The organism is Rhizobium cauense (genome assembly GCF_019511525.1).
Taxonomy (GTDB): domain Bacteria; phylum Pseudomonadota; class Alphaproteobacteria; order Rhizobiales; family Rhizobiaceae; genus Rhizobium; species Rhizobium cauense.
This window is the reverse complement of the sequence record NZ_JAEUAT010000003.1, coordinates 419,287-443,844: the sequence shown is the minus strand read 5'-3', so window position 1 is coordinate 443,844 and position 24,558 is coordinate 419,287. Positions and strand designations below refer to the sequence as shown.

The window sequence follows — 24,558 nt, the reverse complement described above, 5'->3', positions numbered from 1 at the left end:
TCGACAACGCGGTTGTTGACCCGATCCGCAGCCGGTCAGCGATTATGGCTAGCGGCAGAGCGTTCGCCTACGTCATTAAGATGCAGGACGGAAAGGGTTCCGAGTGCTAGCTTGACATATGTGGGGTTGGAGTTGGGCGTCGTATGTATGACTTTTGCATCATAGGGGGTGGGATCGTCGGAATGGCGGTCGCCATGGCGCTGCAGGAAAAGGTACCCGGCGCCACCATCGTCGTCCTGGAGAAAGAACCCGATCTTGCCAGTCACCAGACGAGCCACAACAGTGGCGTCATCCACGCCGGGATTTATTACGCTCCGGGGTCACTAAAGGCAAAACTGTGTCGCGAGGGCGCCGAGGCAACGAAACGCTTCTGTATGAAGAACCAGATCCCTTTTGAAACCTGCGGAAAGTTGTTGGTGGCGACCAACGAGGATGAAATGCAGGGCATGGAGGCGTTGGAACATAGGGCAGGAGAAAACGGGATAGGATATACGCGGTTGACGACGGCGCAGTTGAGAACAGACGAGCCCAATATTGCCGGTCTCGGCGCGCTCCTTGTTCATTCCACAGGTATCGTTGACTACGCTGTTGTATGTCGAGCCATGGCACGAACCGTCGAGGAGCGAGGCGGTGAAATTAGAAGTGGTGCCGCCGCCAGGGCCATTCACGAGCATGAAAAAGGTGTCCGTGTCGAATGCGCGACCGGGGTTGTCGAGGCTCGCAGACTGGTGGCGTGTGCGGGCCTGCAGTCCGACCGTGTAGCTTTGATGGCTGGCTTGAAGATTGATCATCGTATCGTACCGTTTCGGGGCGAATACTACCGACTGCCTCAATCCATGGCGAAGGTCACACAGCGTCTGATCTATCCAATTCCGGATCCCGACCTGCCGTTCCTTGGCATTCACCTGACGCGAACGATAGACGGCGGCATGACTGTGGGTCCGAACGCGGTGCTTGGGTTTGCGAGAGAAGGTTATGAGAAGGGTAGCGTCGCACCGGCGGACGTTAGCAGCATGGCAACGTTTCCCGGTTTCTGGAAGATGGCGCGCAAGAACTGGCGGTCAGGCCTATCCGAGTTTGCGAACTCCCTGTCACGGCGAACCTATCTACGTGAGTGCCGGAAATATTGTCCATCATTGACAATTGATCATCTGCAAAACCCGCAGGCCGGCATTCGCGCGCAGGCGGTCATGGCCGATGGAAGCCTGGTTCATGACTTTCTCTTCAAGCAGACTGATCGAATGCTGCACGTGTGCAATGCCCCATCCCCCGCAGCGACCTCCGCCATGCCCATCGGCCACATGATCGTCGATCGGTTGTTTGATGGCAGCATCACACAGACCGCTGCTTCAACGTCCCTTAAAGAGGCTTGAATGTGGTCCCCAGGGAGCCTGCCCGGCTTTGGTCAGCATCGAGGCGGGAAAGGCCGATGTGTCACCGTCGCCTATGCAGGAATACGTTGGATAGCTACCGAAGGTGGTCTGACACCTGAGCGCTCCGTCTGTTGCGGATCCTAGGAAACGGAAACGGGCTTAGAGCGAAATCGACCGACCGTCATGGGATCGGCCCTTCTGCAAAGTTGTGGGGCCAAGCCCTTCATGATCAGTTCGGCATCAGCGACAGCCATGGCGCCGAGGGCATAAAAGGCGTCGCGCGTTCCCCCGGTTCTGTGGGCAGAGAGAAGAATGCCAGGCGTCGAGCGGATAGGGTCGTCGCTGGCAACCGGTTCTTCTGGAAAAACGTCCGTTGCAACAAGGATATGACCTGTCTCGGCAGCCCTCACCATGGCCGGAAAGTCGACGACAGCAGCTCGGCTCATGAGGAGGAACGCCGCCCCGCGCTTCATCAAGGCAAACTCGCGCGCGCCAATGAACGCCTGATTGTCACTGGTAACGCTGGCGAACACGAAAATGACCTGGCTCTCGCTCATCAATTCTTCCAGTGTTGCAGGAGCGCAGTCAGCCCTCGTGATTACCTCCGCTGGAAGCCACGGATCAAAAACGCGGACGAAGTTCTTGAATGGCCTGATGAGATCTCTGAACTGGCGACCCAGATCCCCGAAGCCGATGATGCCGATTGGCGCGCCGGCAAAGCGGAACGTTGTTTTGTTCCCCGCCAAGCCATATTGCTCATTGCCTGCCCGAAATTCGCTGTCGGCCTGTGTAATCCCACGCGCAAGGTCAAGCGCCATGCCTAATGCGGCTTCTGCGACCGGAGGGGCGAACGCTGCTGCTGGAGTGATCACCCAAATCCCGCGCTCAACACACGTCTGGTAGTCGACATTCGGTAGAAAATTCGACTCGACATTGATGATTGCCTTCAAGTTTCGCGCCCTGTCCAAGCGCTCTCTCGGCATGTCGGTCTGGCCGAAGATCAATACGGTGTCAGGAAGAAGTTCCTCGACCTGTTCGGCAGGCATTGGGCGATCTTCTGAGATGACTACCCTTCCGAGCCGCTCAAGGCGATTGCGCACGTCGGGTTCCATGATCAGATCAACGATCCGCGGCAACGGATCGACCAAGACGACGCCACGTGTCATGTATGCCTCTCAACAACGGCCTCAGGTGCACCTATTACCCAACATGCGGGTTGAAGTGTCAACGCGTCCGGTCCTCCAAGCACCAAACTGCCTTCATAAATTATCCCGTCCCGTCTATCGCGCGCTGTGCCCTTTCAGTGCTAGCCTGCGGCAAAAGAAGAATGCCGGAGGATGAAATGACGAAGAAGACGCTTGGTGACTGGCAGGCACTCGCTGAAAAAGAGCTGCGCGCTGCGCCCGATGCGCTTGTCTGGAACACGCCCGAGGGTATCGACGTCAAGCCGCTCTATACGGAGGCTGATATAGCAGGTGCCGAGCACCTGGGTTCGCTTCCCGGCTTTGCACCCTTTACCCGCGGCCCGCGCGCGACAATGTATGCTGGGCGCCCCTGGACAATTCGCCAGTATGCCGGTTTCTCCACTGCTGAAGCTTCAAACGCCTTCTACCGCAAGGCACTTGCAGCCGGTCAACAGGGTGTCTCGGTTGCTTTCGATCTTGCGACGCACCGTGGTTATGACAGTGATCATCCGCGCGTCGTCGGGGACGTTGGCAAAGCAGGTGTCGCAATCGACAGCGTCGAGGACATGAAGATCCTGTTCGACGGAATTCCGCTCGAGAAGGTCTCGGTCTCGATGACGATGAACGGCGCAGTCATTCCCGTTCTGGCAAGTTTTATTGTGGCCGGTGAGGAACAGGGAGTTCCCCGTGCCCACCTTTCCGGAACCATACAGAATGACATTCTCAAGGAGTTCATGGTTCGCAATACCTACATCTATCCCCCCGAGCCCTCGATGCGGATTGTTGCGGATATCATCGAATATACGGCGAGGGAAATGCCGAGGTTCAACTCGATTTCGATCTCGGGCTATCATATGCAGGAGGCGGGTGCGACCCTGGTGCAGGAGCTTGCCTTCACACTCGCAGACGGGCGCGAATATGTGCGGGCTGCACTCGCCAAGGGCCTTGATGTCGACGACTTCGCCGGTCGCCTCTCCTTCTTTTTCGCGATAGGAATGAATTTCTTCATGGAGGCCGCCAAGCTGCGGGCAGCACGTTTCTTATGGACGCGTATCATGGAAGAGTTTCAGCCCAAGAAGGCGTCATCATTGATGCTGCGTACACATTGCCAGACCTCGGGCGTGTCGCTGCAGGAACAGGATCCCTACAACAACATCGTCCGGACAGCCTTCGAGGCGATGTCGGCAGTGCTGGGCGGTACACAATCGCTTCACACGAACTCCTTCGACGAAGCGATCGCCTTGCCCACCGAGTTTTCGGCCCGCATAGCCCGCAACACACAATTGATCCTGCAGCATGAAACCGGTGTCACGAAAGTCGTCGATCCGCTTGCAGGCTCTTACTATGTGGAGAGTTTGACAAAGGAACTTGCTGACAATGCATGGGCGCTGATCGAGAAGGTCGAGGCACTCGGTGGCATGACAAAGGCCGTCAATGAGGGGCTGCCAAAGCGGCTTATCGAAGAAGCGGCTACGAGACGCCAGGCGGCGGTCGACAAGGGCGACGATGTGATCGTCGGAGTAAACAAGTATCGGCTCGAAACCGAGGAAGAGATCGAGATCCTGGCGATCGACAATGCCGCAGTGCGTAGCGCTCAGATCAAGCGGATCGAGGAGACAAAGCGCCGACGTGACAGTACTGCCGTGCAAGCGGCGCTAGAAGCGCTTGCCGCAGTCGCCAGCAGCGGTAAGGGAAACCTTCTTGGAGCAGCCATCGAGGCTGCGCGCGCACGCGCGACAGTTGGCGAGATGTCAGATGCCATGCGCCGCGCCTTCGGTGACCACGCGGCCGAACCCGAGGTCATCAAGGATGTTTATGGTCACGCCTACCGCGATGAGCCGGAACTTGCCGTGTTGAAGAACCGGATGACAGATGTTGGCAAGATCCTCGGCCACAGGCCAAAGGTGATGGTCGCCAAGCTCGGTCAAGATGGCCACGACCGTGGCGCAAAGGTGATCGCCTCCGCGTTTGGCGACATCGGATTCGATGTCCTTGCCGGACCGCTCTTCCAAACTCCAAAAGAAGCGGCGGGCCTTGCTGTCGCCAGCAAGGTGCATGTCGTTGGCATGTCTTCACTGGCTGCCGGGCACAAGACGCTAGCCCCCCAACTCGTGGACGAGCTAAAGGCGCTGGGCGCAGAAGACGTGATTGTCGTCGTTGGAGGCGTCATTCCCCGGCAAGACTACGAGTACCTCATGGAACACGGCGTCGCAGCCGTGTTCGGCCCGGGTACGAATGTTCTCGATGCGGCGAACTCGGTCCTCGACCTGCTTGAAGGGAAGCGACGAAACCGCTGATCTTCGAGCAGTAGCGGCGCTTGCGAAAGGCGAATTTTCACCGCAGTACGTTCGTCATAATGGATAGCGAAACTTCTGGGTTGTTGGACGCGCACCGGGGCCGCCACTCGCATAACAAATATCACCTAGGACTTTCCCAAAAACTGCGGAACATGAAAATCAATTTCATAGTTCCAACTTTTTTCGGGATTCATGTTGACGGGTTCGAATTTTTGTCTCAACTTGACGAAAATAAATTACGTAAGTGGGAACGAGAATAGCATGAAAGTGGGAATTATCGGGCTCGGTTTCCGGCTCGGCTACCTTGGCTACGTCTTTAAGTCTGTCGATGAGAGCTTCGAGATCGTCGGTTATGTCGATCCCGATCCTGCGGGCCTTCCTGGCCTTTTGGAGAAAGGCATATCCGCCGGTACCGCATATGCCTCCCCCGAAGAGCTGATCGCTAATGAAAAGCTCGACCTGCTGATGATCGGTTCTCCGAACCACATGCATCTCGACCACATCCGCCTCGGTCTTGAAAGCGGACTGAAGGTTTTCTGCGAGAAGCCGATTGTCACGACCATTGGCGAGAGCATCGAGCTGGCGCGACTGATGGCGAAGTTCGGACACGAACGTCTCATGGTTGGCCTCGTGCTGCGCTACTCCTCTCTCTACAAGGACCTGCGTGCCATTCAGGCGGCGGGAAAGCTTGGCCAGATCGTTTCGATCGAAGCCTCCGAGCACATTGAGCCTTATCATGGTGCCTTCTTCATGCGCGACTGGCGCCGCTACGAGCGCTATTCCGGCAGTTTCATGCTCGAGAAGTGCTGCCACGACCTCGACCTCTACAATGGCGTCGTCGGCGCGCGTCCCGAACGCGTTGCGAGTTTCGGCGGCCGCAAGAGCTTTACGCCGGTGAACGATCCGGCGCGCGAAGGCATCAATGATCTCGAATTGTTCCATCGCAAGCCGAGTGGCTGGATGGGCTCCGACAAGGTTTTCGACAGCGACGCTGACATCATCGACTACCAGGTCGCGATCGTCGAGTATGCGAACGGCGTCGGCATGAACTTCCATACCAACCTCAACGTCCCCGATCAGTTCCGCCGCTTTGCCATCATGGGCTCGCGCGGGATGGCTGAAGGCGACTTCGTGCGCGGTTATCTTGATGTGCATGAGCAGTTGACCGGCAAGAAGGTGGTCGAGAACAAGTACGTCGCGACCGAACTGTCCCAGCACTATGGTGCTGACGAACAGATGGCCGCGGATCTTCTCGAAAGCGTGCGTACCGGGACCGAGCTTCCTGTCTCGACGCTCAATGCACTTGAGGCCGGTATCCTTGCGCTGTCCATGGACGAAGCGCGGATGAAGAAGGCGGTCGTCGACCTGCGCCCGGTGTGGGACAGGTTCGACGAGGCGCTACACGCAAGAGCGGCTTGAGGAGGACGGCAAGATGGGCGTCCAACGCAACGCAGTCATCTTCGCCTGGATCCTTCTCCTTCCGGCAGTCCTCTACGTCGCAGTGATCGTTGCCTATCCGCTGGTCGACACGTTCATCCTGTCCTTCACCGACGCGTCGCTGAAGAGGGTGACGAACTGGGTTGGCTGGGCGAACTACCAGAAGATATTCAACGAGACCTTCGCCGAAGTCATCATCCGCACCTTTGTGTGGACGTTCTTCTCCGTCTCCATAAAGATGATCATCGGCGTCTTCGGCGCGACGATGCTGAACTCTGCGGTTCCCGGGCGAGCACTCTTCCGGGTGCTGACGATGCCGCCTTGGATCGTCCCGATGGCTATTGGAATTTTCATGTGGGGCTGGATGTACAACGGCCAGTTCGGGATGATTTCCGGCATGCTTCAGCGCTTTGGCTTCGTGGACGCGCCGGTTGCTTTTCTTGCTCAGGGGTCAACGGCGTTCTGGGCGACGATCATCACAGACGTCTGGATCGGTGTTCCGCTGGTGACGCTCTATATGCTCGCGGCCATGCAGGCTATCCCACAGGACCTATACGAGGCTGCCTGGACCGATGGGGCCGGACGCTTCTATCGCTTTCGACGCATCACCTTGCCGTTGATCGTCCCTTCGATGATCACGATGTCGATGCTTTCACTGATCGCGACATTCAACTCGTTCGATATCATCTGGATCCTGACGCGCGGCGGCCCGAGCGGTGAAACGACGACGATGATCATTGATACCTACCGCACCGCGATAGGCTCGAACAAATATGGCGAGGGTGCTGCGCGTGCCGTGTTGATCTGCATCTTCCTGTCGATCTTCTGCGTCTGCTACTTCCGTCTGACCAGCCGCGTGGCTTCTGGAGGCAAGCGATGAAACAACCCCCACAGCTGATCAATCGCTATAAATGGTATGAGATCGTTGGCATCTATGCCGGGATACTGGTGTTCCTGACCTTTGTACTGGCGCCGTTCGTCGAGGGCTTCCTGGTCTCGCTCAAGCCGCTCAGCCAGCTCTTCTCCTCGCCTTATCGGTTCATTCCCGAAAACGGTTCTTTCGAGGCGTACCGGACCATGTGGATCAGCGTGCCGGGCTTTGCGCGCTACATCTTCAATTCGTTCTTTATCTCGACGGTCGTGACGGCCGTGGTCCTGGTACTTGTCATACCCGCCGCTTATGCGTTCGCTCGGTTCGAGTTCAAAGGTGCAGGATTGTTGCTAGGTGCCTTCCTGGCGGTCAACATGTTTTCGGGGGCGGTGCTGCTTATTCCGCTTTTCCGTCTGATGCGGTCGCTCGGCCTGCTGAATACCTACTTTGCAATCATGGTACCAGGCGTTGCCTTCCTGATCCCGTCGGCGATCTGGCTGCTCAGAACCTACATGATGCGCATTCCGCGTGAATTGGACGAGGCTGCCTTCGTCGATGGGGCAAGCCATTTCTATACGCTTCGCCGCGTCATCCTGCCGATTGCCATGCCCGGGATTATGGTGGTTGCGATCACTACCTTCATCGGCTCGTATGCCCAGCAGTTCATTTTCGCTCTCACCTTCAATTCCAAGACCGAATATGCGCCGCTGCCGGTTGGGCTTTTTGCCTACTTCGGCCGCCAGGAAGTGGTCTGGAATGAGCTGATGGCTGCAAGTTTCGTCGGCATTGCGCCGGCCATGATCGTGATTTTCTTCCTTCAACGGTATCTCGTCAGCGGGCTGACTGCTGGCGCGGTGAAACAGTAAGTCAACCACCAGAGAAAAACGGGAGCAACTACGTGACGATTCAATTCAAGACGGGGCTGATGGCCCTTGCGCTGCTCGGCTCGACCGCGCTCGGCGCCATGACAGCACACGCCGCTGACCAGGAAATCAGCTGGATCTATTGCGGCGACAAGATCGATCCGATCCACGAGAAGTATATCAAGGAATGGGAAGGCAAGAACCCAGGTTGGAAGGTGACACCCGAAGTCGTCGGCTGGGAACAGTGCCAAGACAAGGCCACCACACTTGCTGCTGCCGGCACGCCTGTTGGCATGGCCTATGTGGGTTCGCGCACGTTGAAGGAATTTGCCCAGAACGAGCTCATCGTTCCGGTGCCGATGACCGAGGACGAAAAGAAGAGCTATTATCCGAACATCGTGGATACGGTGACCTTCAACGACACCCAGTGGGGCGTGCCGGTCGCCTTCTCGACCAAGGCTCTCTACTGGAACAAGGATCTCTTCAAGCAGGCTGGTCTCGACCCGGAAACCCCGCCAAAGACCTGGGCTGAAGAAATTGCCGCCGCCAAGGCAATCAAGGAAAAGACCGGCATTGCAGGCTACGGCCTCCCGGCCAAGACCTTCGACAATACGATGCACCAGTTCATGCATTGGGTTTACACCAACAACGGCAAGGTTATCGACGGCGACAAGATTGTTATCGACAGCCCCGAAGTCCTTGCGGCACTTCAGGCCTATAAGGACATCACGCCTTACTCCGTCGAAGGCGCAACCGCCTACGAACAGAACGAAATTCGTGCGATCTTCCTTGACGGCAAGGTTGGCATGATCCAGGCAGGTTCGGGTGCCGCCGCCCGTCTTAAGGACACCAAGATCAATTGGGGTGTCGCGGCGCTGCCGCTCGGTCCTTCGGCAAAGGGTGAAGGCACTCTGCTGATCACCGACAGCCTGGCCGTGTTCAAGGGAACTGGCGTCGAGGACAAGGCGATCGAATTCGCAAAGTTCATCACCTCGCCAGGTCCACAGGGTGAGTACGAGCTCCAGGGTGGCGCGGGCCTGACGCCTTTGCGTCCGTCGCCAAAGGTTGACGAGTTCGTCAAGGCCGATCCTTCGTGGAAGCCGTTCATCGACGGTATCGCTTTCGGCGGTCCCGAGCCGCTCTTCACCGACTACAAGGGTTTCCAGAACTCGATTATCGAAATGGTCCAGTCCGTCGTGACAGGCAAGGCCGAACCGGCTGATGCCCTCAAGAAGGCTGCCGGCGAGATCGAAGCGTTCAAGTAAGCCTTTGTGGGGATCGCGGGCGCAACAACCGCGATCCCTTCTACTATCGCATGCAGTGCCGCAGTGGTGGCGACCGGAGACAGGTTTTGGGACAGCTTCTTCTCAACAAGGTTCAGAAGTCTTACGGCGACTTCGAAGTGCTCAAGGGTGTTCAACTTGAGGTCAGGAACGGTGAGTTCGTGGTCTTTGTTGGTCCATCTGGCTGTGGCAAGTCCACGCTGTTGCGCATGATAGCCGGTCTCGATGCCACGACTTCAGGCGACATCGTCATCGATGGTCTCAGGGTCAACGATCTGCCTCCGGTCAAGCGCGGCATTGCAATGGTGTTCCAGTCCTATGCGCTCTATCCGCACATGTCGGTGTTCGAAAACATCGCCTTCCCGCTGCGTGTGGAAAAGATGGAAGAACAGAAGCTGAAGGCCAAGGTGGAGCATGCCGCGCGCATTCTTCACCTGGATCAGCGCCTGCAACAGAAGCCCGGCATGCTTTCGGGTGGCCAACGTCAGCGCGTGGCGATTGGCCGCGCGATCGTGCGGGAGCCCAAGATCTTCCTGTTCGACGAGCCACTCTCAAACCTTGACGCGGCATTGCGCGCCGACATGCGCATCGAACTTGCCAAGCTTCATCGGCAGCTGAAAGCGACGATGATCTATGTCACGCACGACCAGATCGAGGCCATGACAATGGCCGACAGGATCGTCGTGCTCAATGCGGGCGAGATCGCGCAGACCGGTGCTCCCCTCGAGCTCTATCACAAGCCTGCGAACATTTTCGTCGCCGGCTTCATCGGTAATCCCAAGATGAACTTCCTGCCTGTCAGGTGCACCGGTGTCAGTGATGCCGGCGTCGAGATTGACTACAGAGGGCAGAAGGCCGTTATTCCGGTTGCGCCACGTCCGGATGCTGTTGGCAAGCCGCTCACACTCGGAGTGCGCCCCGAGCATATCCATATTGGTTCGAGCGATATCACGTTCACCGTTACGCCGAGCGTCATCGAGCGCCTTGGCGCGCAAACGGTTGCCTACGCATCGCTTGATGGCGAAGGTGAGAATTTCTGCGCGACCCTGCCAGGAAGTGCCGGCGTTCGTCCGGAACAACCGTTGGTGGCCGGGATCAACGTTACTGACTGCCACCTGTTCGACGAGGCAGGCATCGCTTTCGAACGGCGGGTGGAACTGACGGATATCGATATGAACCTGCTCGACCCGACGGCGGCAGCCTGACTGGTCGACGCAGTCAGGCCAGCTCCTCAGTAAAGAGGATAAAAGAGCCTGTTGGCGGGGTATGAGTATGCGCCCCTATCCACTATCCCCAATCGATACAAGCAGCTGCGAAGTGCCGTGACGTGCCAGGGGTGGGCAGGATAGGGCGAACCCCGATAATTGGCTTCGGGCAAGCAATAGCGATATGCCCTGTCGTACCGCGCCAGTAGTACCTGACTGGAATCCATCCGAACGCCGTGATAGGTCTGCCATTGCGCCGGCGGCTCGGCCGCCGAGATTGCCAACAGACTTGCCGCTACTCCCAATACCACTGAGATTCTCATCGACATGACCTCCCGCGTGCCCAATGCGCGCGTAAAATAAGATGCTTTTCAATTAGCTAAGGTCAAGGGGGATACGCCAAAGGAAGGCGCATGGAGCGGGGCTTCGAAGCCATGCTGCGCTCATAATTGCATTGAAGATAAGAGCTCCGGGTTGGCCAATGCCGTCCTGGTAGACGGCATTGGCTCTATGCAAATGGTGGCTTCCTAAAGAAAGAGGCGCGTACTCCTCGGTAGCCCCCGACATCAGCGCTGGCTGTTAGTTGCCAGGCTTGTTTTTGATGGCCGCATCGATCTGCCGCTTGACTGCATCCAGATTGAAGGATGCCGGGTCTTGCATCGGCGGGTAGTCGACTGCGGTGAGTGCCAGTTTCCCCACTTCCTGCTGGACGCTGACGAAGCGCCAAAACTCACGTGCAAAGAAGTCATTCATGTAACCCCCACCCAGATCATTGAGGCTCTGTTGACCAATCGAGGGTGTCCGCTCGAATGGATCCTGCCGGATATTGACCATGGTGGGCATGTCCGTCGTTACCTTTCCGCCGGGCCAGCCCTGAGGCTGTTGGAAGAACTGGAATTTGAAGTTGTCGATCCTGATTGCGCCTAGAGCAGGGCCGGCAAAGTAGAAGAATTCATGCCGCGCGGACGGCGATTTTCCGAGCAAGAGATCCATCTGATTGTAGCCATCAAGGTGGTTCTTGTAGGTTCTGTCGCCCCATTTCACACCATTGAGCAATTGGTCAGTGATCTCCGTGTTGCCAGCTGCTGCTACGAGCGTCGGGAACCAGTCCAGAGCCGAGAATATGCCATTTTCGACTGTGCCCGGCTTGACCTTGCCTGGCCAGCGAATGATGGCGGGTGCACGGAAGCCGCCTTCCATTACAGTACCTTTGGTGCCCTTGAACGGTGTCATACCACCGTCGGGCCAAGTGAACACTTCCGCCCCGTTGTCGGTCGTGAAGATGACGATGGTGTTCCCGGTCTCGCCCGCATCTTCCACGCATTTCAGGAGGGATCCGACACTGTCATCCAACTGTGCCACTCCAGCTTCCTCCAGCCCGTAGTTCGTGTCGCTGTTCATCAGGGCCTGATACTTGGGTGACAGGAACGTCCAGACGTGCATGCGTGTCGTGTTATGCCAGACGAAAAACGGCTTATTATCTGTTTTGGCCTTATCCATGAAGTCGCACGATGCCTTGACGAGCACCTCGTCAAACGTGCCCATGTCGTACTTGGCCTTGGGCATGACGTCATGCATGTTCGGCACATTGGACATGTCGGGGTAAGGTGCCAGTGGACCTTCATCGATGATCCGTTGCTTGCCGATCTTGCCCCAACGCGGCTGCTCATTCGTGTCGTCTGTGTCCGTTGCAAAGCTGTGGACCAAATTCCGCGGTCCCACTTTGTCTCGGTAAGATTGGTCATTCGGGAACGAATACCAATAGGGGTCCGACATGGCATCGAGGTGATAGAGGTAACCAAAGAACTCATCGAAGCCGTGCAGTGTCGGCAGATACTTGTTCAAATCACCAAGATGGTTCTTGCCGAACTGGCCAGTGGCATAGCCCTCGTTCTTTAGCGCTGCGGCGATGGTAATGGCCTTGTCGGGCATGCCGACATCAGCTCCAGCCTGACCAACGGTCGTTAGGCCGGTGCGCAATGGAATTTCTCCCGTGATGAAGCTTGCCCGGCCCGCAGTACAACTTGCCTCCGCGTAGTAGTCGGTGAACATCATGCCCTCGGACGCCAGCTTGTCGAGGTTGGGCGTTTTCCCAGACATTATTCCTCGATGATAGGCCCCGAGGTTGAACCAGCCGACGTCATCGCCCATGATCACAAGGATGTTGGGCTTTGGTTGTGGCTGCTGGGCGGTTGCCTGCATGGGGAGCGCGGATGTCAATGCGGAAGCCAATAGACCAAAGCAGAGATTTCTCATGCTGTTCATGGCGTGTACCCTCCGTTCAATCACCCTGGATTTTGATCGGCCCCTCAATGCCAGAGGCGGCCCCCTCCGGAAAAAATCCATGGAATCACGTGGCATGCCCGCCGGAGTGGGCTGGATGGAAGTTTATGCTGCTTCGAATAGTTCGCCCTAGGGTGGCGATGGTTTTCGCGCCACCTAAGAGCGGTGGCTGGCGATAAAACACGCGCTTGGACGCGCCCGCCTCAGAGATCGACGGTCGTCCAGCGCGAGTATCGCACATCCTGGCTTTCGCCGCCAGATTGAAAGGTCGTAAGAGCTAGAAGGCGACTTCCCGAGATGCCGATGCCTGAGGAGGCAAGGTTCAAATCAGGGCAAAGGCAACCGTCGTGGAGGCGTCAGCGTTGTTTGCCGCCCTACCAGACCAGTCCCCGGGCGGCTACATTTTCGACGCGCGTCACCACCCCATCACGATGAAACACCATGGTGTCGAAGAGATTGGAGACGACGCAGGTGTGGTTGGGGATAATGCGGACTTTGTCGCCGATCTGCGGGCGATGGTCACCACATTTCGACAGGTCGATGACGCCGTGTTCTTCCGAAAGGCCGGTGATGACAGCGTCGGGGTAGCCAACAACAGTCCCGAAGTCTGCAAAGCCTAGAAGATCGGAGGTAAGCGCTTTTGAGCCTGCGTCGATGACAGCGCGATCAGCGGTCGGACGCGACACGACCGTCGCCAGGACATGCATGGCACAGTCCGCCTCATCGCAGTGGCCGGCACGCACCATGGACCGATCGTTGTAAATGTAGGTGCCGGCGCGATGCTCGGTCGCCGCGGTAACGAGATGTGCGTCAAAGAGGCTTGGCGTGCCGCCGTTACTGACGATTGGGCACGCGATACTCTCTTGCTCAAGCAGTCCCAACGTATTTACGAGGAATGCCTGCACGGCCTCGGCGGCTGCGGGCTTCGGATAGTTCAGCAATCCGGCGAAGGAAAGACCGGGAGCCGCCTGAATCCGCTGGGCAAGCGCCTTTGCCTCCTCGGGCGTCTGGACACCGCAGCGCCCCCCACCAGTGTCGCATTCGACCAGAACTGCCAAGGGGCGGCGAAGCGCGAAGTATTCCGAGAGGCCGTCGACTGTCACGATGCTGTCGGCAACGACTTTGAGATCCGAGATCCGGTCGTTGAGTGCGGCCAGTCGCTCGAGCTTTTGCGCGCCAAGGATGTTGAAGGTGATCAGGATGTCCTGGAAGCCGGCTGCGGCAAAGACCTCGGCCTCGCTGATCTTCTGGCAATTGATGCCTTTTGCCCCGGCTGCCACCTGCTCGGCGGCGAGCGCTGGGATCTTGTGCGTCTTGATGTGTGGCCGGAAGTTCAGGCCATGTTCATCCATGTAAGCCTGACACCTGGCAATGTTTGCAGCCAGCCGGTCTTCGTCGATGATCGGCCTCGGCGTCGAGAGGTCACAGACCCTGTCGCCCCGCTTGGCCACGACCGCGAACTGGTTTTCCTGCATGGACAGCTCTCCGCTAAAGGCCGTAGGGGTCAGCGACCATCGGCCAGATGTTCTTCGGCGCTCGACGGTATGCTGTCTTGGCCGGATTGTTGGGATAGGGCGTTCCGGCCGAGCAGTAAATGATCTCCGCTGCAATTTTCGAGAATGACGCGTAAAAATGGTTGGTGGATTTGATGACGAGGATCTTCTTCGACAATGGGTCGATCCCCATGACTGAGAAGAGACTTGGGTCAAAGCTCTGTGCACGTGTCGAATTCAGGATGATATCAATGCCATCAAGCGTGATGTGTACGGCGTCCCCGAATGGTGCAAAGCTCTCGCCAAACTTCATCTCCGCATTTTCGACGAGCTTTACGACCTTGACGACACCGTCGACCGGGTTGCCGGTGCCAGGTGCAGACTTTGCGCCGAACCGCAACGGGATCTCAGCGCCCTCCCCCGCAGCCATGCAGATCTGTACGGCCATCGGATCCCAGATTGTACCGATTGCTGCATCTGTTACGCCACGTTCGAGAAGCTCCTGAAGGAGAACCGTTGCGTCGCCCGCAGTGCCGCCGCCGGGATTGTCCCACACGTCGGCGATGACAACGGGCCAGGAAGTCGCAGCCTTTGCCCGTGTCACGGCCTCGATTTCGTCAATCTGCGGCATGATGAAGGTGCCGCGCTTGGAAAATAGCTCAAGGCCGAGTTCTCGCGCCAAGGCCTCGCCCTTCTCTGGCTTGCCGTTGGTGACGACAAGCATCTTGGTACCCATTTCCGGTACGTCGCCTGCCATGAAGCCATGGATGACCGAGATTGAAAGGATGTCCGCGTCTTCCTTTTCCAGTCGCATGATCCTGTCGACAAAGGAGCGCATTGGATCGCGTGAGGTGGGATAGACGTCTATCATCCGGCAGTCGAATACGGACATGACCGGGTTAAGGCGCCCTTCCAGGGTCTCGACAGCGATGCGCCAGAGGTCTTCTGCCCGATCGACGAAGTCGGTGTGCGGAAACTCCTTGAAGTAAACAAAGAAATCTGCGGCTGCGAGCCGTTTGGCGGTCAGGTGGCTGTGCGGATCAAGTTCGGCACAGACGAGAATATCCGGCCCGACGATCTCGCGCACACGCGCCAAAATGTCGCCCTCGGTGTCTTCGTAGCCGGCGGCAACCATGGCGCCGTGCAGCCCGAGTATAACTGCGTCGACTGGCATCGCAGCCCTGAGCTGGTCCAGCACCTCGTCGCGCAGCCCTTCGTAGGTCGAGCGGTTTACCAATCCGGCCGGGTCAGCCCAGGCGGCGGTCCCCTCGATCAGCTCCCACCCCTTCTTTGCGCAGACGCGGCGTCCCACCGTAATGGGCGCCGAGCACAATGTCGGGGTTTCCGGGTGCTGACCGGGGGGCGCGTAGAGGGATGCTTCAAACGCGCGCCGATCGACGCAGATGGGGGAAAAGGTGTTGGTCTCGGTCGCGAGCGCCGCCGTGAAAATGCGCAAGGGTTCGGCCTTTATGTTGGTCAGCCCATCGGGTTCGGCAGATAGCCGGTAAAGCCGGATATCTTCCAGCGACCTTCATGCAGGCGGCAATAGTACAGTGTCTGCCACTGCATCACATCGCGCGTGCCGTCGGCCTTCATGATTCCGCCGTCGAACTTTTTGCGCACCAGCGCCACGTCGCCTTCGATCTCGATGTCCTCGAGCGTCGTTGTGGTGAAGATTGCGGTGCGAGTGTCCTCTGAGAAGGACTGGGTTGCAAAGTCCTTCGCCTGGCGCAGCCACTCGTCGCGGTAAGCGGATAGCGTTGGAAAGGCCAGACGCCACTTGTCGGGGCTTACCTGCTTGCGCCCGTCGATGCCGATGAAGCCTTCCTCGACGAAATCATGCTCCACCATCGACCAGTCAGTCCCTAGGAAGGCGTCGATGTCACGGGGGACGAGCATCTCCCAGATCGAGTGCCGCGCAATGTCGGACGCCGGAAATGGGTTTTTAAAAGGATCGCGCATTATCTCCCCCGGATTGAAATTCTTTTCATGAATAGCGTTTTTCACTGGCCAAATTCTGCTTTCTATGGTCACTTGTCAACTTAATACGAAAATAATTTGCAAGGATCGGTCGATGTCCATCAAACGCTATGGCACGGTTCAAAAGGGCGCTGGCGGCAAGCCCCTACCCTTTGCGCGTGCCGTCGAAGCCGACGGCTGGCTCTATGTCTCTGGTCAGGTTGCCATGGAAAATGGCGAGATCATCGACGGCAATATCGTTGCCCAGACCCACAAGACGATCGAGAACGTGCTGGCGATTTTAAAAGAGGCTGGCTATGGCGTTGAACATGTCGTGCGCTGCGGCGTGTGGCTCGATGATCCTCGGGACTTCTGGACATTCAATGCGATCTATCAGCAATATTTCGGCGAACACCCTCCGGCGCGGGCCTGCGTACAATCGTCGATGATGGTCGATTGCAAGGTCGAGATCGACTGCGTCGCATATAAGCCCAAGGCTGAATAAGAGAGCTGCCGAGGAGGCCGGGATGGATATTTTTTCCACATTGCAGGAAGAGAAGGCCCGGCTTTCGCCCTCGGAAAATCGTATCGCGGACATTCTCCTCAACGACTTCGAATTTGCGGTGAACGCCTCGATCATCGAGCTTGCCGAGAAGGCCGATGTGTCGCCCCCAACCGTAACGCGCTTCTGTCGGCGGCTTGGCTGCGAGAGCTTTTCTGACTTCAAGGTTCAGCTCGCGCGCACAGCCTATGTCGGGATGCGTTACCTCAAGCCGGAGCCCAAAAGCACCAATCCGGGGGATGTCGCGCAAGACATCATCACCAAGGCGCAGAACGCTCTTTTTTTGCTTCATCGATCGCTTGACCTCGCGGCAATAGAGCTCGCTGCCGAGCGGCTGTCGCGCGCCGACATGATATATGCCTTCGGCTCTGGTGGTAACTCGTCAATGATCGCAAACGAAATGCAGAACCGCCTCTTTCGTTTCGGTCTGCATGTAACGGCGAGCTCAGATCATGGCATGCAGTTGATGCTGGCGGCCGCTGCCAAGTCAACGGACGTCTTGATTGGCTCGTCCTTTACGGGTCGGAATGCGGAACTTGTGCGCGCGTTTACGTTGGCGCGTGAGGCACGGGTGACGACGATCGCACTAACCCAGAGCGATAGCCCTGTTGCGCAAGTGGCGGAAATTGTCGTGCCCATCGACCTTCAGGAAGGAAGCAATATCTTTCGGCCGACCTCGACGCGCATCGCCTATCTCGCTGTTGTCGACATTCTCGCGAGCCTCGTTGCCTACGCGATCCAACCAAAGGCAGCCGTGTCGCTGCGCCGCATAAAGCAACAGCTCGTTGCCCACCGCGATGGTGACGACAGACAGCTGCTCGGAGACTGAAGAATCCATGGCAGGAAGGGATGCAGAATGACAAAGGCGATAGCGATCGTAACTGGCGCTGCGGGTGATATCGGCCGAGCCATTGCGGCCCGGCTCGCGGTCGATCACGACGTCATCCTGATGGTCGATATTGACGTTGCCGCGGGTGAGAAGGCCGCACGCGCTCTCGGTCCGGCCGAGCGTTTTGTCGCGCAAAGCTGCGACGTGACCAATGAGGCAAGCGTTGGTGAAATGGCCAAGCGGGCGGCCACGCTCGGCTTGGTCCGAACGCTCGTTAACAATGCGGGGGCTGCGCGCGCCGTCAGCCTGCATGATACGACCGCGGAGATCTGGCGGATGGACAACGCTCTTAACCTGGAAGCTGCGTTCCTCTGCTTCCGGGCGGTAGAGGATCAGCTCAAGGCGTCGAAGGGTTCTGTGATCAACATAGCCTCTGTCAACGGCATGAACGTCTTCGGCCACCCTGCCTATAGTGCCGCCAAGGCAGGGCTTTTGCATCTGACCAAATTGATTGCTGTTGAGTATGGCAAGTTCGGCATCCGCTCAAACGCTGTCGCGCCAGGTACGGTGCGGACACAAGCATGGGAGGCGCGTGCGGCGGCCAATCCGAACGTATTTGAGGAAGCGCGGCGCTGGTATCCGCTCCAGCGCGTCGTCGATCCAGCCGACGTTGCCAATGCGGTTTCGTTTCTGGCCGGGTCGCAGGCTGCCGCTATCACCGGTGTCTGCCTGCCGGTGGATTGTGGCTTGACCGCCGGTCAGGCGGAGCTTGCCCGCACATTCTCCCAATCCGAGCACTACTGAAATACATCATATGAGAGGAACCGATATGGACATGGCGTCCTACCGCCTGGAGAGCACGTGGCAGCCGGACGGTGGTCCGAATGGCCGCTTCACTTTTTCCCTGTTCAATCTTTCGGACGTCGCGCTGTCTGGCTTCAAGCTGGTTTATACGTCGTTGACGCGCGTGATCGATGCAAAGGCCTGCGATAATGCGACCTTCCTGCGCCGCAATGCCAATTTCCACGAGTTCGCACCACCGGCCGGCCTTTCGCTTGACCCCGGCAAAAGTTGGTCGTTTACAGTGAGCGGTCTTCACAGGCCCGCGCGCCATTGCACAGATGGGGCCAAGTCGGCCTATATCACGCTTTCGGATGGGAAGCATGTGGCGGTTGCGGTGTCCGATCTGCTTCTTGAGGGTCGCGTCAACGAGCCGCCACCGGTGCTCCTGCCGGAAGGTAAGCTCACCTTGCCTTTTTCGCTGCAGCCCTGGCCAGCGGCGATTGACGCAACGCCGGGCGACGGCTTTCCCGTTGTTCTTTATCCAGCGGACGGTTCCTCGCAGGATGACCTGCGCGCCGTCTCGACCGTGCTTCAACTTAGCCGTCGTCTCTATGAGAGCGCACACGCGCCCTTCAGCCTTGCCGCCTCCCCACAGGGCCGCGAATTGCGGTTTGCGTTGGATACGGCGATCGCCGGTGAAGGCTACAAGCTTGATTTCTCGTCCTCGCAAATTACGCTGTCGTTTTCCGATGCTGCTGGGCGTCAATATGGGCTGACGTCGCTGGCGCAGCTTCTGCATGGTGCCCGCAGTCAACCGCAAACGTTCCGTTTTCCGATCTCAGGCACCATATCGGACAGACCCCGATACGGTTGGCGCGGATGCCATCTTGATGTGTCTCGGCAGTTCTATCCCGTAGCCGACGTCAAGCGCCTGATCGACATACTGGCGTGGTTGAAGCTCAATATCTTCCATTGGCATCTGACCGACGACGAAGCGTGGCGCCTTGAGATCAAGGCCTATCCGGAGCTGACAACGACTGGCGTCTTGCGTGGTCCTGACGAACCCCTTCTGCCACAGCTGGGCAACGGGGCTGAGCCTGTCGGTGGCTTCTATTCGCAAGTCGACGTGCGCGATATTGTGGCTCACGCCATGGCGCTGAACGTTGAGATCATCCCCGAGATCGACATACCGGGCCACAGCACCGCGACGCTGACCGCGTTGCCAGACCTGACAGACGGTCAGGAGGCGCCCGAGAGCTACCATTCGGTTCAAGGATATCCCAACAACGCGCTTAATCCCGGCGTGCCGCTCACCTACGAATTCCTTGAGAACGTACTCGATGAGATGGTCGAGCTGTTTCCCTCCCGTTACCTCCACATCGGCGGAGACGAGGTGGCCAACGGGTCCTGGCTGGCATCTCCACTTGCAAAAAAGCTGATGGAGCAGGAAGGCATCTCGGGCACATTTGCCCTGCAGTCCTATTTTCTGAAGCGCGTCAAGGCGATGCTGACGGCACGTGGCCGCAAGTTGGCAGGCTGGAATGAGGTGGCGCATGGCGGCGGCGTTGCTGCCCAAGACACGCTGCTGATGGCCTGGGAAAATCCTGAGGTCGGTATCGATCTCGCAAAGGAAGGCTACGAGGTCGTCATGACGCCTGGCCAGGCGTACTACCTTGACATGGTTCAGGCAGAGGCATTCCAGGAGCCCGGCGCAAGCTGGGCTGGAACCGTGCCCCCGGCACACACCTATGCGTATGAAGCAGAGGGTGATTTCCCGGAAGACCTGAAGGACAAGTTGAAGGGCGTTCAAGCCTGCATATGGTCGGAACACTTCCTGTCGCGCGGCTATTTCAATCGCCTCGTCTTCCCGCGCCTGCCGGCGATCGCGGAGGCTGCATGGACGCCCAGAACGATGAAGGACTGGCATCGCTTCGCCGCTATCGTCCCCTTGAATCCTGAATTGTGAGGTCTGTTATGCGGATTGCTGTTGGTGGAATCCACACGGAGTGCAGCACCTATTCGCCGGTGCTGATGGCGGTCGAGGATTTTCGCGTGTTGCGCGGACAAGACCTTCTTGCTGCAGACTATTTCAGCTTTCTCGATGCTGATGGCGTAGAGCATCTTCCGCTCTTGCACGCGCGGGCCGTACCCGGCGGTCCGGTTTCGCGGAAGGCATATGAGGTCTTCAAGGCAGAATTTCTTGAACGGCTCAAGGCGGTCGTGCCTGTCGACGGCCTCTACCTTGCCATGCACGGTGCCATGAATGTCGAAGGCATGGACGATGCAGAGGGAGATTGGATTTCCGCTGCCCGTTCTGTCGTTGGATCAGATTGCGTGGTCGCGGCAAGTTATGACCTGCACGGCAATGTCAGTCAGAAGATCGTCGATCAACTCGATATCTTCGCGGGTTATCGCACAGCGCCACATATCGACGTACGGGAGACAATGGTGCGTGCCTGGTCGATGCTTGTCGAGGCGCTGCGGTCGGGCACGAGGCCGGGTATCGCCTGGGCGCCCGTGCCTGTTCTATGGCCAGGTGAACGCACCTCGACCGAGGATGAACCCGCCAAGAGCCTCTACAATGCGTTGCCGGATTTCGACCGGCGGGACGGCGTACTCGATGCGAACCTCATGATCGGCTACGTCTGGGCGGATGAGCCACGCGCAACGGCCTGTGCGGTCGTGACAGCAACGGACAGGTCCGCGGCGGTCGTCGCTGCCGACGAGATTGCGTTGTCCTATTGGAAGGCGCGCGAGGACTTCGTTTTCGGCCCGGTGACCGGTCCACTTGAGGCAATGCTCGATATCGCCGAGGATACCGCGACAGCACCTGTCATTCTGGCCGATTCAGCCGACAATCCAACGGGAGGCGGCGTTGGTGATCGGGCTGATGTGCTAAACGCGCTAATCGCGCGCGGATTTGAAGGAGCGCTCTTGGCGGGCATTACTGACCAGCCGGCCGTCGAGGCGTGCTTTGGCGTTGGTCCAGGAGCACGGATCACGCTTGATGTCGGTGGTACGCTGGACCCGTCCAGCACGCCGGCCCATATCGAGGCCGAGGTCGTTTTCCTCGATGATCCCGGTAGCCCGGCCGAGCGTCAGGCAGTCGTGCGTAGCGGCGGCATTACAGTGGTGCTGGCTGCGCGACGGCGCCCGTATCATAATATCGCGGATTTCGTACGCCTCGGGCTCGATCCGAAAGCAGTGCGCATGCTCGTCGTGAAGTCAGGCTATCTCTCACCGGATTTGGCGCCGATTGCCAATCCAAACCTGATGGCCCTGACACAGGGCGTCGTAAACCAGGACATCGAAGGTCTGGTCAGCAAGCGACGCGCGCGACCGGCTTTCCCTTTCGATCGCGACTTCTCTTATGCACCGCAGGCGCGCCTTTCTGCCCGCTGGAATGACTGATTTCTCCTTGCTGGCAGGTTTCGGCTTTCAGCCGGACCTGCTAGAGCACTCCGCACCCACCACCGGGTGACTCGCCACCTCGACCTCGAAAATGACCCGTCTCCTGCCTGATGTATTCCGCAACCCGACGATCCGGGGCAGCATGCTTGCGATCTTCGCGTTCGGTTTCGGAGGCGCCGCAACGTCTCCGTACCAATCGGTGATCGGGATTCGCGAGCTTGGCCTTAGCAACGGTCTCTATTCGGCGCTGATATTTGCTGCGGCCGCCGTCAATGTCACGGTCAGTATCCTGCTTGGTAATCTCGCCGATCGGCTTGGAGAGTACCGGTCCTTGATGCTGACGGTCGCCGTCTTCGGCATCTTCGGCTATGGCGCGGTCTACTTCTTTCCTGCGCAGGCGACGTTCATTCTCAGTGCGCTGGTCTTCCTGCCTATCTATAACGCACTCAATTCCCTGCTCTTTGCCAATGTGCGGGCAACAACCAACAGTATGGCGCGAGGGGACGTTGCGACCGTGAATTCCGGCGTACGCGCTATGATCTCACTGTCATGGGTGCTGGTGCCCGGGTTTGTCGGAGCGCTCCTCTCAAGATCGGAGAGCATGCTGCCAGCCTACCTCCTGGCGGGCCTGTCCTGCGTGATCTGCCTGGGGCTGATGGCAGCGCTCCTGCCACGCCACAGGGGAACTGACAAGGCTGCGACACATCATCTTTCCTATCTTGCTGCGCTTGGTGAAGTCGTGTCGCCGCGTGTCTTCATCCGCGTCCTTGCCATATCGCTGATCAGCAGCACCCTTCATGTCAATGGTGCTATCCTGCCTCTGATCGTTACTGGAGCTGCTGGCGGGACAGTCGGCGATATTGGCATTTTAGTCGGCATCGTCGCGCTCCTGGAGGTCGTCTTCATCGTTGTCTGGGGGCGCGCCCAGCGCATCATGAACCATGTCACTGCACTCGCCATTGGAACGATTATCTACGTCGTCTATCTCCTGGTTCTGGGTGTCGCTTCGGCACCATGGCACGTGTATGTCCTGACCCTGCCGAGCGGTATTGGTGCAGCGGCACTGATCAGCATCCCGATAACCTACCTGCAGGATCTGATCGCAGAAAGACCCGGCCTCGGGAGCGCGCTGATTTCCGTCAACATCTTTCTCGGAGCTGGTTTGAGCGCCCTTCTCTTTGCGTTTGGGACCGGCGTCTCCAGCTATTCTGGCACGGCCATGATTGGCGCTTTCGCGGGCTTGGTCGGGCTTGCAATGTTGTTGTTTGTCGACGGACGCAAACGCCGGCGCTGACGTCCTACAGTCAGTCAAAAATGACGATGCCCGCCGCGAGACCGGCGGCGGGCATCTCTTGCTAGGCTCGGGAGAGAGTGTGAGCCTTAGATGTTGGCGAGCAACTCGTTGATGCGTTGCTCCATGTCAGCAAGGGCTGCGTCAACCTCTTTCTGACCGGTGATTGCCGCGCTCATCTCCTGGCCGATGATGTCCTGGATTGCGAACTGCCGCTGGACGGTCGAGGGAAGCGGCGTGCCAAGCGTGGCAATCGCGGAAATCGTGTCACGATGTGGCAGGGCCTTGAATTGGTCCGAATCCAGCACAGCCTTGACCGAAGGAAGATGACCTGTGCGCGACCAGTCGAAGTCGTTGTCATGGAAGAACTTCAAGAACTTGCCGATCGCAGCTGTTTGCTCGTCCGAACGGTCTTTTTGCGAGACTGCCCAGCTGTGGCCATCAGCATACTGGGACTTCTTCCCCGGGAAAAGCTGTGGGTAGGGGTAAACCGCATAACCGCCGGCGTTCAGTGCGGTGCCAGCCTTTTCGGAGGAAGCCGTGTAATCGCCGATAACCCAGGTGCCGTTCAGGTGAACGCCGCCCTCGCCTGCGAGGAAGGCATTGATACCGGCCGCATAGTCGAGATCTTTGGTGGTGTCACCGTTGTCGTAGATCGCTTTATACATCTCGACGACCTTTTTGGCCTCGGGCGTGTTGATTTTGACCTGCTTCGGATCGGCAAAGAAGTTGGAGTCCTGCTGGAACAGGTATGTGTAGAGATTGCGCGTATAGAGCGCGACTTCGTTTGCGAGGTTCTGGACGAAGTACGGCTTGCCGGTTTTCTCCTTGAACTGCTTGGCCTGTGCGAGAAGTTCGTCAACGCTCGTTGGCAGCTTAGGCGTGCCATCCGCATTGACGAGGTCTGCCTTTTTGAAGAGGTCCATGTTGATGTGATAGAGCATGGTCCAGTTGTCGATCGGCAGCCCGTAGATCTTGCCGTCCTTGGTCACGCCATTCAGGCTGGCATCGGTGAAGTCTGACGAGGCAACCCCAACGGATTTCAGCACATCGTCCAACGGCAGCAGGAGGCCCTTGGATTGATAGTCGGCGAGAACCGACTGGTGGATGGTGACGATATCGGGTGGGTCGCCGGCAGCAAACTGCGCGGTCAACTGATCATAACCCGGCCACTCGACAGTCGTCACCGTTACATGGACATCCGGATTGTCGGCGTTGAACTTGTTGATCATCGACGTGATGATACCGCACTCGCCGACGGCTTTGCTGACGTCGGTATTGGTGCCGAAATCTGCGTCGCAGGCACCGAAGAAGCGCTGGACGGTCAGTTCAGTCGCCGCAAAGGCCGGGCTTGCGCCGGCAATGGCGATCACCGAAGCCGCCGCCAGCATGTATTTTCTAAGGGTAAGCGTCATTTCCATCTCCTCCTTCATG

At 58.1% G+C, this 24,558-nt stretch carries 20 protein-coding genes; 13 read left to right on the top strand and 7 right to left on the bottom strand.

All coding sequences use genetic code 11. The annotated features are described in order from the left end of the window. Nucleotides 1–143 precede the first annotated feature (143 nt). Nucleotides 144–1,373 (top strand): L-2-hydroxyglutarate oxidase, encoded by a 1,230-nt coding sequence (gene lhgO / locus JNB88_RS08090; protein ID WP_220355000.1) that lies wholly within the window; start codon nucleotides 144–146, stop codon nucleotides 1,371–1,373. A 140-nt stretch (nucleotides 1,374–1,513) separates the two neighbouring features. On the opposite strand, the gene JNB88_RS08085 is transcribed toward lhgO, so the two are convergent. Continuing rightward, nucleotides 1,514–2,539 (bottom strand): hydroxyacid dehydrogenase, encoded by a 1,026-nt coding sequence (locus JNB88_RS08085; protein WP_220354999.1) that lies wholly within the window; start codon nucleotides 2,537–2,539, stop codon nucleotides 1,514–1,516. Nucleotides 2,540–2,715: 176 nt separating this feature from the next. Here JNB88_RS08085 and scpA point away from each other — a divergent pair, with 176 nt between their 5' ends. From scpA to JNB88_RS08055, 6 genes are all read left to right on the top strand, one after another. Next, a complete protein-coding gene (gene scpA / locus JNB88_RS08080) occupies nucleotides 2,716–4,854 on the top strand; it encodes a methylmalonyl-CoA mutase (protein WP_220354998.1) in 2,139 nt (712 codons plus the stop codon). Between the two features lie 261 nt (nucleotides 4,855–5,115). Beyond that, entirely contained in the window at nucleotides 5,116–6,273 is a 1,158-nt protein-coding gene (locus JNB88_RS08075) for a Gfo/Idh/MocA family protein (protein WP_220354997.1), read from the top strand. Between the two features lie 13 nt (nucleotides 6,274–6,286). Beyond that, complete coding sequence (locus JNB88_RS08070) at nucleotides 6,287–7,171, top strand: carbohydrate ABC transporter permease (RefSeq protein ID WP_220354996.1); 885 nt, start codon at nucleotides 6,287–6,289, stop codon at nucleotides 7,169–7,171. Further along, nucleotides 7,168–8,028 carry a carbohydrate ABC transporter permease gene (locus tag JNB88_RS08065; protein WP_037135947.1) on the top strand — a complete coding sequence of 287 codons (861 nt, stop codon included), beginning with the start codon at nucleotides 7,168–7,170 and terminating at the stop codon, nucleotides 8,026–8,028. The genes JNB88_RS08070 and JNB88_RS08065 overlap by 4 nt, the downstream gene beginning before the upstream one ends. Before the next feature lie 59 nt (nucleotides 8,029–8,087). Further along, the gene (locus tag JNB88_RS08060; protein ID WP_051977116.1) at nucleotides 8,088–9,290 is read left to right on the top strand and encodes an extracellular solute-binding protein; all 1,203 of its coding nucleotides are present in this window, start codon (nucleotides 8,088–8,090) and stop codon (nucleotides 9,288–9,290) included. A gap of 86 nt (nucleotides 9,291–9,376) precedes the next feature. Further along, nucleotides 9,377–10,513, top strand: a complete 1,137-nt coding sequence (locus JNB88_RS08055) for an ABC transporter ATP-binding protein (RefSeq protein WP_220354995.1) — start codon at nucleotides 9,377–9,379, stop codon at nucleotides 10,511–10,513. A 26-nt stretch (nucleotides 10,514–10,539) separates the two neighbouring features. Here JNB88_RS08055 and JNB88_RS33495 read toward each other — a convergent pair whose 3' ends face one another. From JNB88_RS33495 to JNB88_RS08035, 5 genes are all read right to left on the bottom strand, one after another. Beyond that, the gene (locus JNB88_RS33495) at nucleotides 10,540–10,836 is read right to left on the bottom strand and encodes a hypothetical protein (RefSeq protein WP_081931078.1); all 297 of its coding nucleotides are present in this window, start codon (nucleotides 10,834–10,836) and stop codon (nucleotides 10,540–10,542) included. 256 nt (nucleotides 10,837–11,092) lie between these two features. Then, nucleotides 11,093–12,778 (bottom strand): arylsulfatase, encoded by a 1,686-nt coding sequence (locus tag JNB88_RS08050; protein ID WP_220354994.1) that lies wholly within the window; start codon nucleotides 12,776–12,778, stop codon nucleotides 11,093–11,095. 392 nt (nucleotides 12,779–13,170) lie between these two features. Further along, on the bottom strand, nucleotides 13,171–14,271 hold the full coding sequence (locus tag JNB88_RS08045) for a D-TA family PLP-dependent enzyme (RefSeq protein WP_220354993.1): 1,101 nt from the start codon (nucleotides 14,269–14,271) through the stop codon (nucleotides 13,171–13,173). 13 nt (nucleotides 14,272–14,284) lie between these two features. Beyond that, the gene (locus tag JNB88_RS08040) at nucleotides 14,285–15,745 is read right to left on the bottom strand and encodes a M81 family metallopeptidase (protein ID WP_220354992.1); all 1,461 of its coding nucleotides are present in this window, start codon (nucleotides 15,743–15,745) and stop codon (nucleotides 14,285–14,287) included. Between the two features lie 20 nt (nucleotides 15,746–15,765). Beyond that, the gene (locus JNB88_RS08035; RefSeq protein WP_220354991.1) at nucleotides 15,766–16,251 is read right to left on the bottom strand and encodes a hypothetical protein; all 486 of its coding nucleotides are present in this window, start codon (nucleotides 16,249–16,251) and stop codon (nucleotides 15,766–15,768) included. Nucleotides 16,252–16,363: 112 nt separating this feature from the next. On the opposite strand from JNB88_RS08035, the gene JNB88_RS08030 reads away from it, so the two are divergent. From JNB88_RS08030 to JNB88_RS08005, 6 genes are all read left to right on the top strand, one after another. After that, a complete protein-coding gene (locus JNB88_RS08030) occupies nucleotides 16,364–16,753 on the top strand; it encodes a RidA family protein (protein ID WP_220354990.1) in 390 nt (129 codons plus the stop codon). Nucleotides 16,754–16,775: 22 nt separating this feature from the next. After that, complete coding sequence (locus JNB88_RS08025; protein WP_220354989.1) at nucleotides 16,776–17,639, top strand: MurR/RpiR family transcriptional regulator; 864 nt, start codon at nucleotides 16,776–16,778, stop codon at nucleotides 17,637–17,639. Between the two features lie 27 nt (nucleotides 17,640–17,666). Then, nucleotides 17,667–18,443 (top strand): SDR family oxidoreductase, encoded by a 777-nt coding sequence (locus JNB88_RS08020; protein WP_220354988.1) that lies wholly within the window; start codon nucleotides 17,667–17,669, stop codon nucleotides 18,441–18,443. 25 nt (nucleotides 18,444–18,468) lie between these two features. Then, nucleotides 18,469–20,388, top strand: a complete 1,920-nt coding sequence (locus JNB88_RS08015; protein WP_220354987.1) for a beta-N-acetylhexosaminidase — start codon at nucleotides 18,469–18,471, stop codon at nucleotides 20,386–20,388. Nucleotides 20,389–20,396: 8 nt separating this feature from the next. Then, nucleotides 20,397–21,833 (top strand): M81 family metallopeptidase, encoded by a 1,437-nt coding sequence (locus JNB88_RS08010; protein ID WP_220354986.1) that lies wholly within the window; start codon nucleotides 20,397–20,399, stop codon nucleotides 21,831–21,833. Between the two features lie 91 nt (nucleotides 21,834–21,924). Beyond that, a complete protein-coding gene (locus tag JNB88_RS08005; protein WP_220354985.1) occupies nucleotides 21,925–23,127 on the top strand; it encodes an MFS transporter in 1,203 nt (400 codons plus the stop codon). 86 nt (nucleotides 23,128–23,213) lie between these two features. Here JNB88_RS08005 and JNB88_RS08000 read toward each other — a convergent pair whose 3' ends face one another. After that, complete coding sequence (locus JNB88_RS08000) at nucleotides 23,214–24,539, bottom strand: extracellular solute-binding protein (RefSeq protein ID WP_220354984.1); 1,326 nt, start codon at nucleotides 24,537–24,539, stop codon at nucleotides 23,214–23,216. Between the last annotated feature and the right edge of the window lie 19 nt (nucleotides 24,540–24,558).

Bases quoted from the DNA above. Each gene is read 5' to 3' on its own strand.
- JNB88_RS08015 (WP_220354987.1), top strand. From the start codon at position 18,469: ATGGACATGGCGTCCTACCGCCTGGAGAGCACGTGGCAGCCGGACGGT.
- JNB88_RS08020 (WP_220354988.1), top strand. From the start codon at position 17,667: ATGACAAAGGCGATAGCGATCGTAACTGGCGCTGCGGGTGATATCGGC.
- JNB88_RS08085 (WP_220354999.1), bottom strand. From the start codon at position 2,539: ATGACACGTGGCGTCGTCTTGGTCGATCCGTTGCCGCGGATCGTTGAT.
- JNB88_RS08030 (WP_220354990.1), top strand. From the start codon at position 16,364: ATGTCCATCAAACGCTATGGCACGGTTCAAAAGGGCGCTGGCGGCAAG.
- JNB88_RS08065 (WP_037135947.1), top strand. From the start codon at position 7,168: ATGAAACAACCCCCACAGCTGATCAATCGCTATAAATGGTATGAGATC.
- lhgO (WP_220355000.1), top strand. From the start codon at position 144: ATGTATGACTTTTGCATCATAGGGGGTGGGATCGTCGGAATGGCGGTC.
- JNB88_RS08045 (WP_220354993.1), bottom strand. From the start codon at position 14,271: ATGCAGGAAAACCAGTTCGCGGTCGTGGCCAAGCGGGGCGACAGGGTC.
- JNB88_RS08010 (WP_220354986.1), top strand. From the start codon at position 20,397: ATGCGGATTGCTGTTGGTGGAATCCACACGGAGTGCAGCACCTATTCG.
- JNB88_RS08050 (WP_220354994.1), bottom strand. From the start codon at position 12,778: ATGAACAGCATGAGAAATCTCTGCTTTGGTCTATTGGCTTCCGCATTG.
- JNB88_RS33495 (WP_081931078.1), bottom strand. From the start codon at position 10,836: ATGAGAATCTCAGTGGTATTGGGAGTAGCGGCAAGTCTGTTGGCAATC.
- JNB88_RS08025 (WP_220354989.1), top strand. From the start codon at position 16,776: ATGGATATTTTTTCCACATTGCAGGAAGAGAAGGCCCGGCTTTCGCCC.
- scpA (WP_220354998.1), top strand. From the start codon at position 2,716: ATGACGAAGAAGACGCTTGGTGACTGGCAGGCACTCGCTGAAAAAGAG.
- JNB88_RS08070 (WP_220354996.1), top strand. From the start codon at position 6,287: ATGGGCGTCCAACGCAACGCAGTCATCTTCGCCTGGATCCTTCTCCTT.
- JNB88_RS08005 (WP_220354985.1), top strand. From the start codon at position 21,925: ATGACCCGTCTCCTGCCTGATGTATTCCGCAACCCGACGATCCGGGGC.
- JNB88_RS08035 (WP_220354991.1), bottom strand. From the start codon at position 16,251: ATGCGCGATCCTTTTAAAAACCCATTTCCGGCGTCCGACATTGCGCGG.
- JNB88_RS08060 (WP_051977116.1), top strand. From the start codon at position 8,088: ATGGCCCTTGCGCTGCTCGGCTCGACCGCGCTCGGCGCCATGACAGCA.
- JNB88_RS08000 (WP_220354984.1), bottom strand. From the start codon at position 24,539: ATGACGCTTACCCTTAGAAAATACATGCTGGCGGCGGCTTCGGTGATC.
- JNB88_RS08075 (WP_220354997.1), top strand. From the start codon at position 5,116: ATGAAAGTGGGAATTATCGGGCTCGGTTTCCGGCTCGGCTACCTTGGC.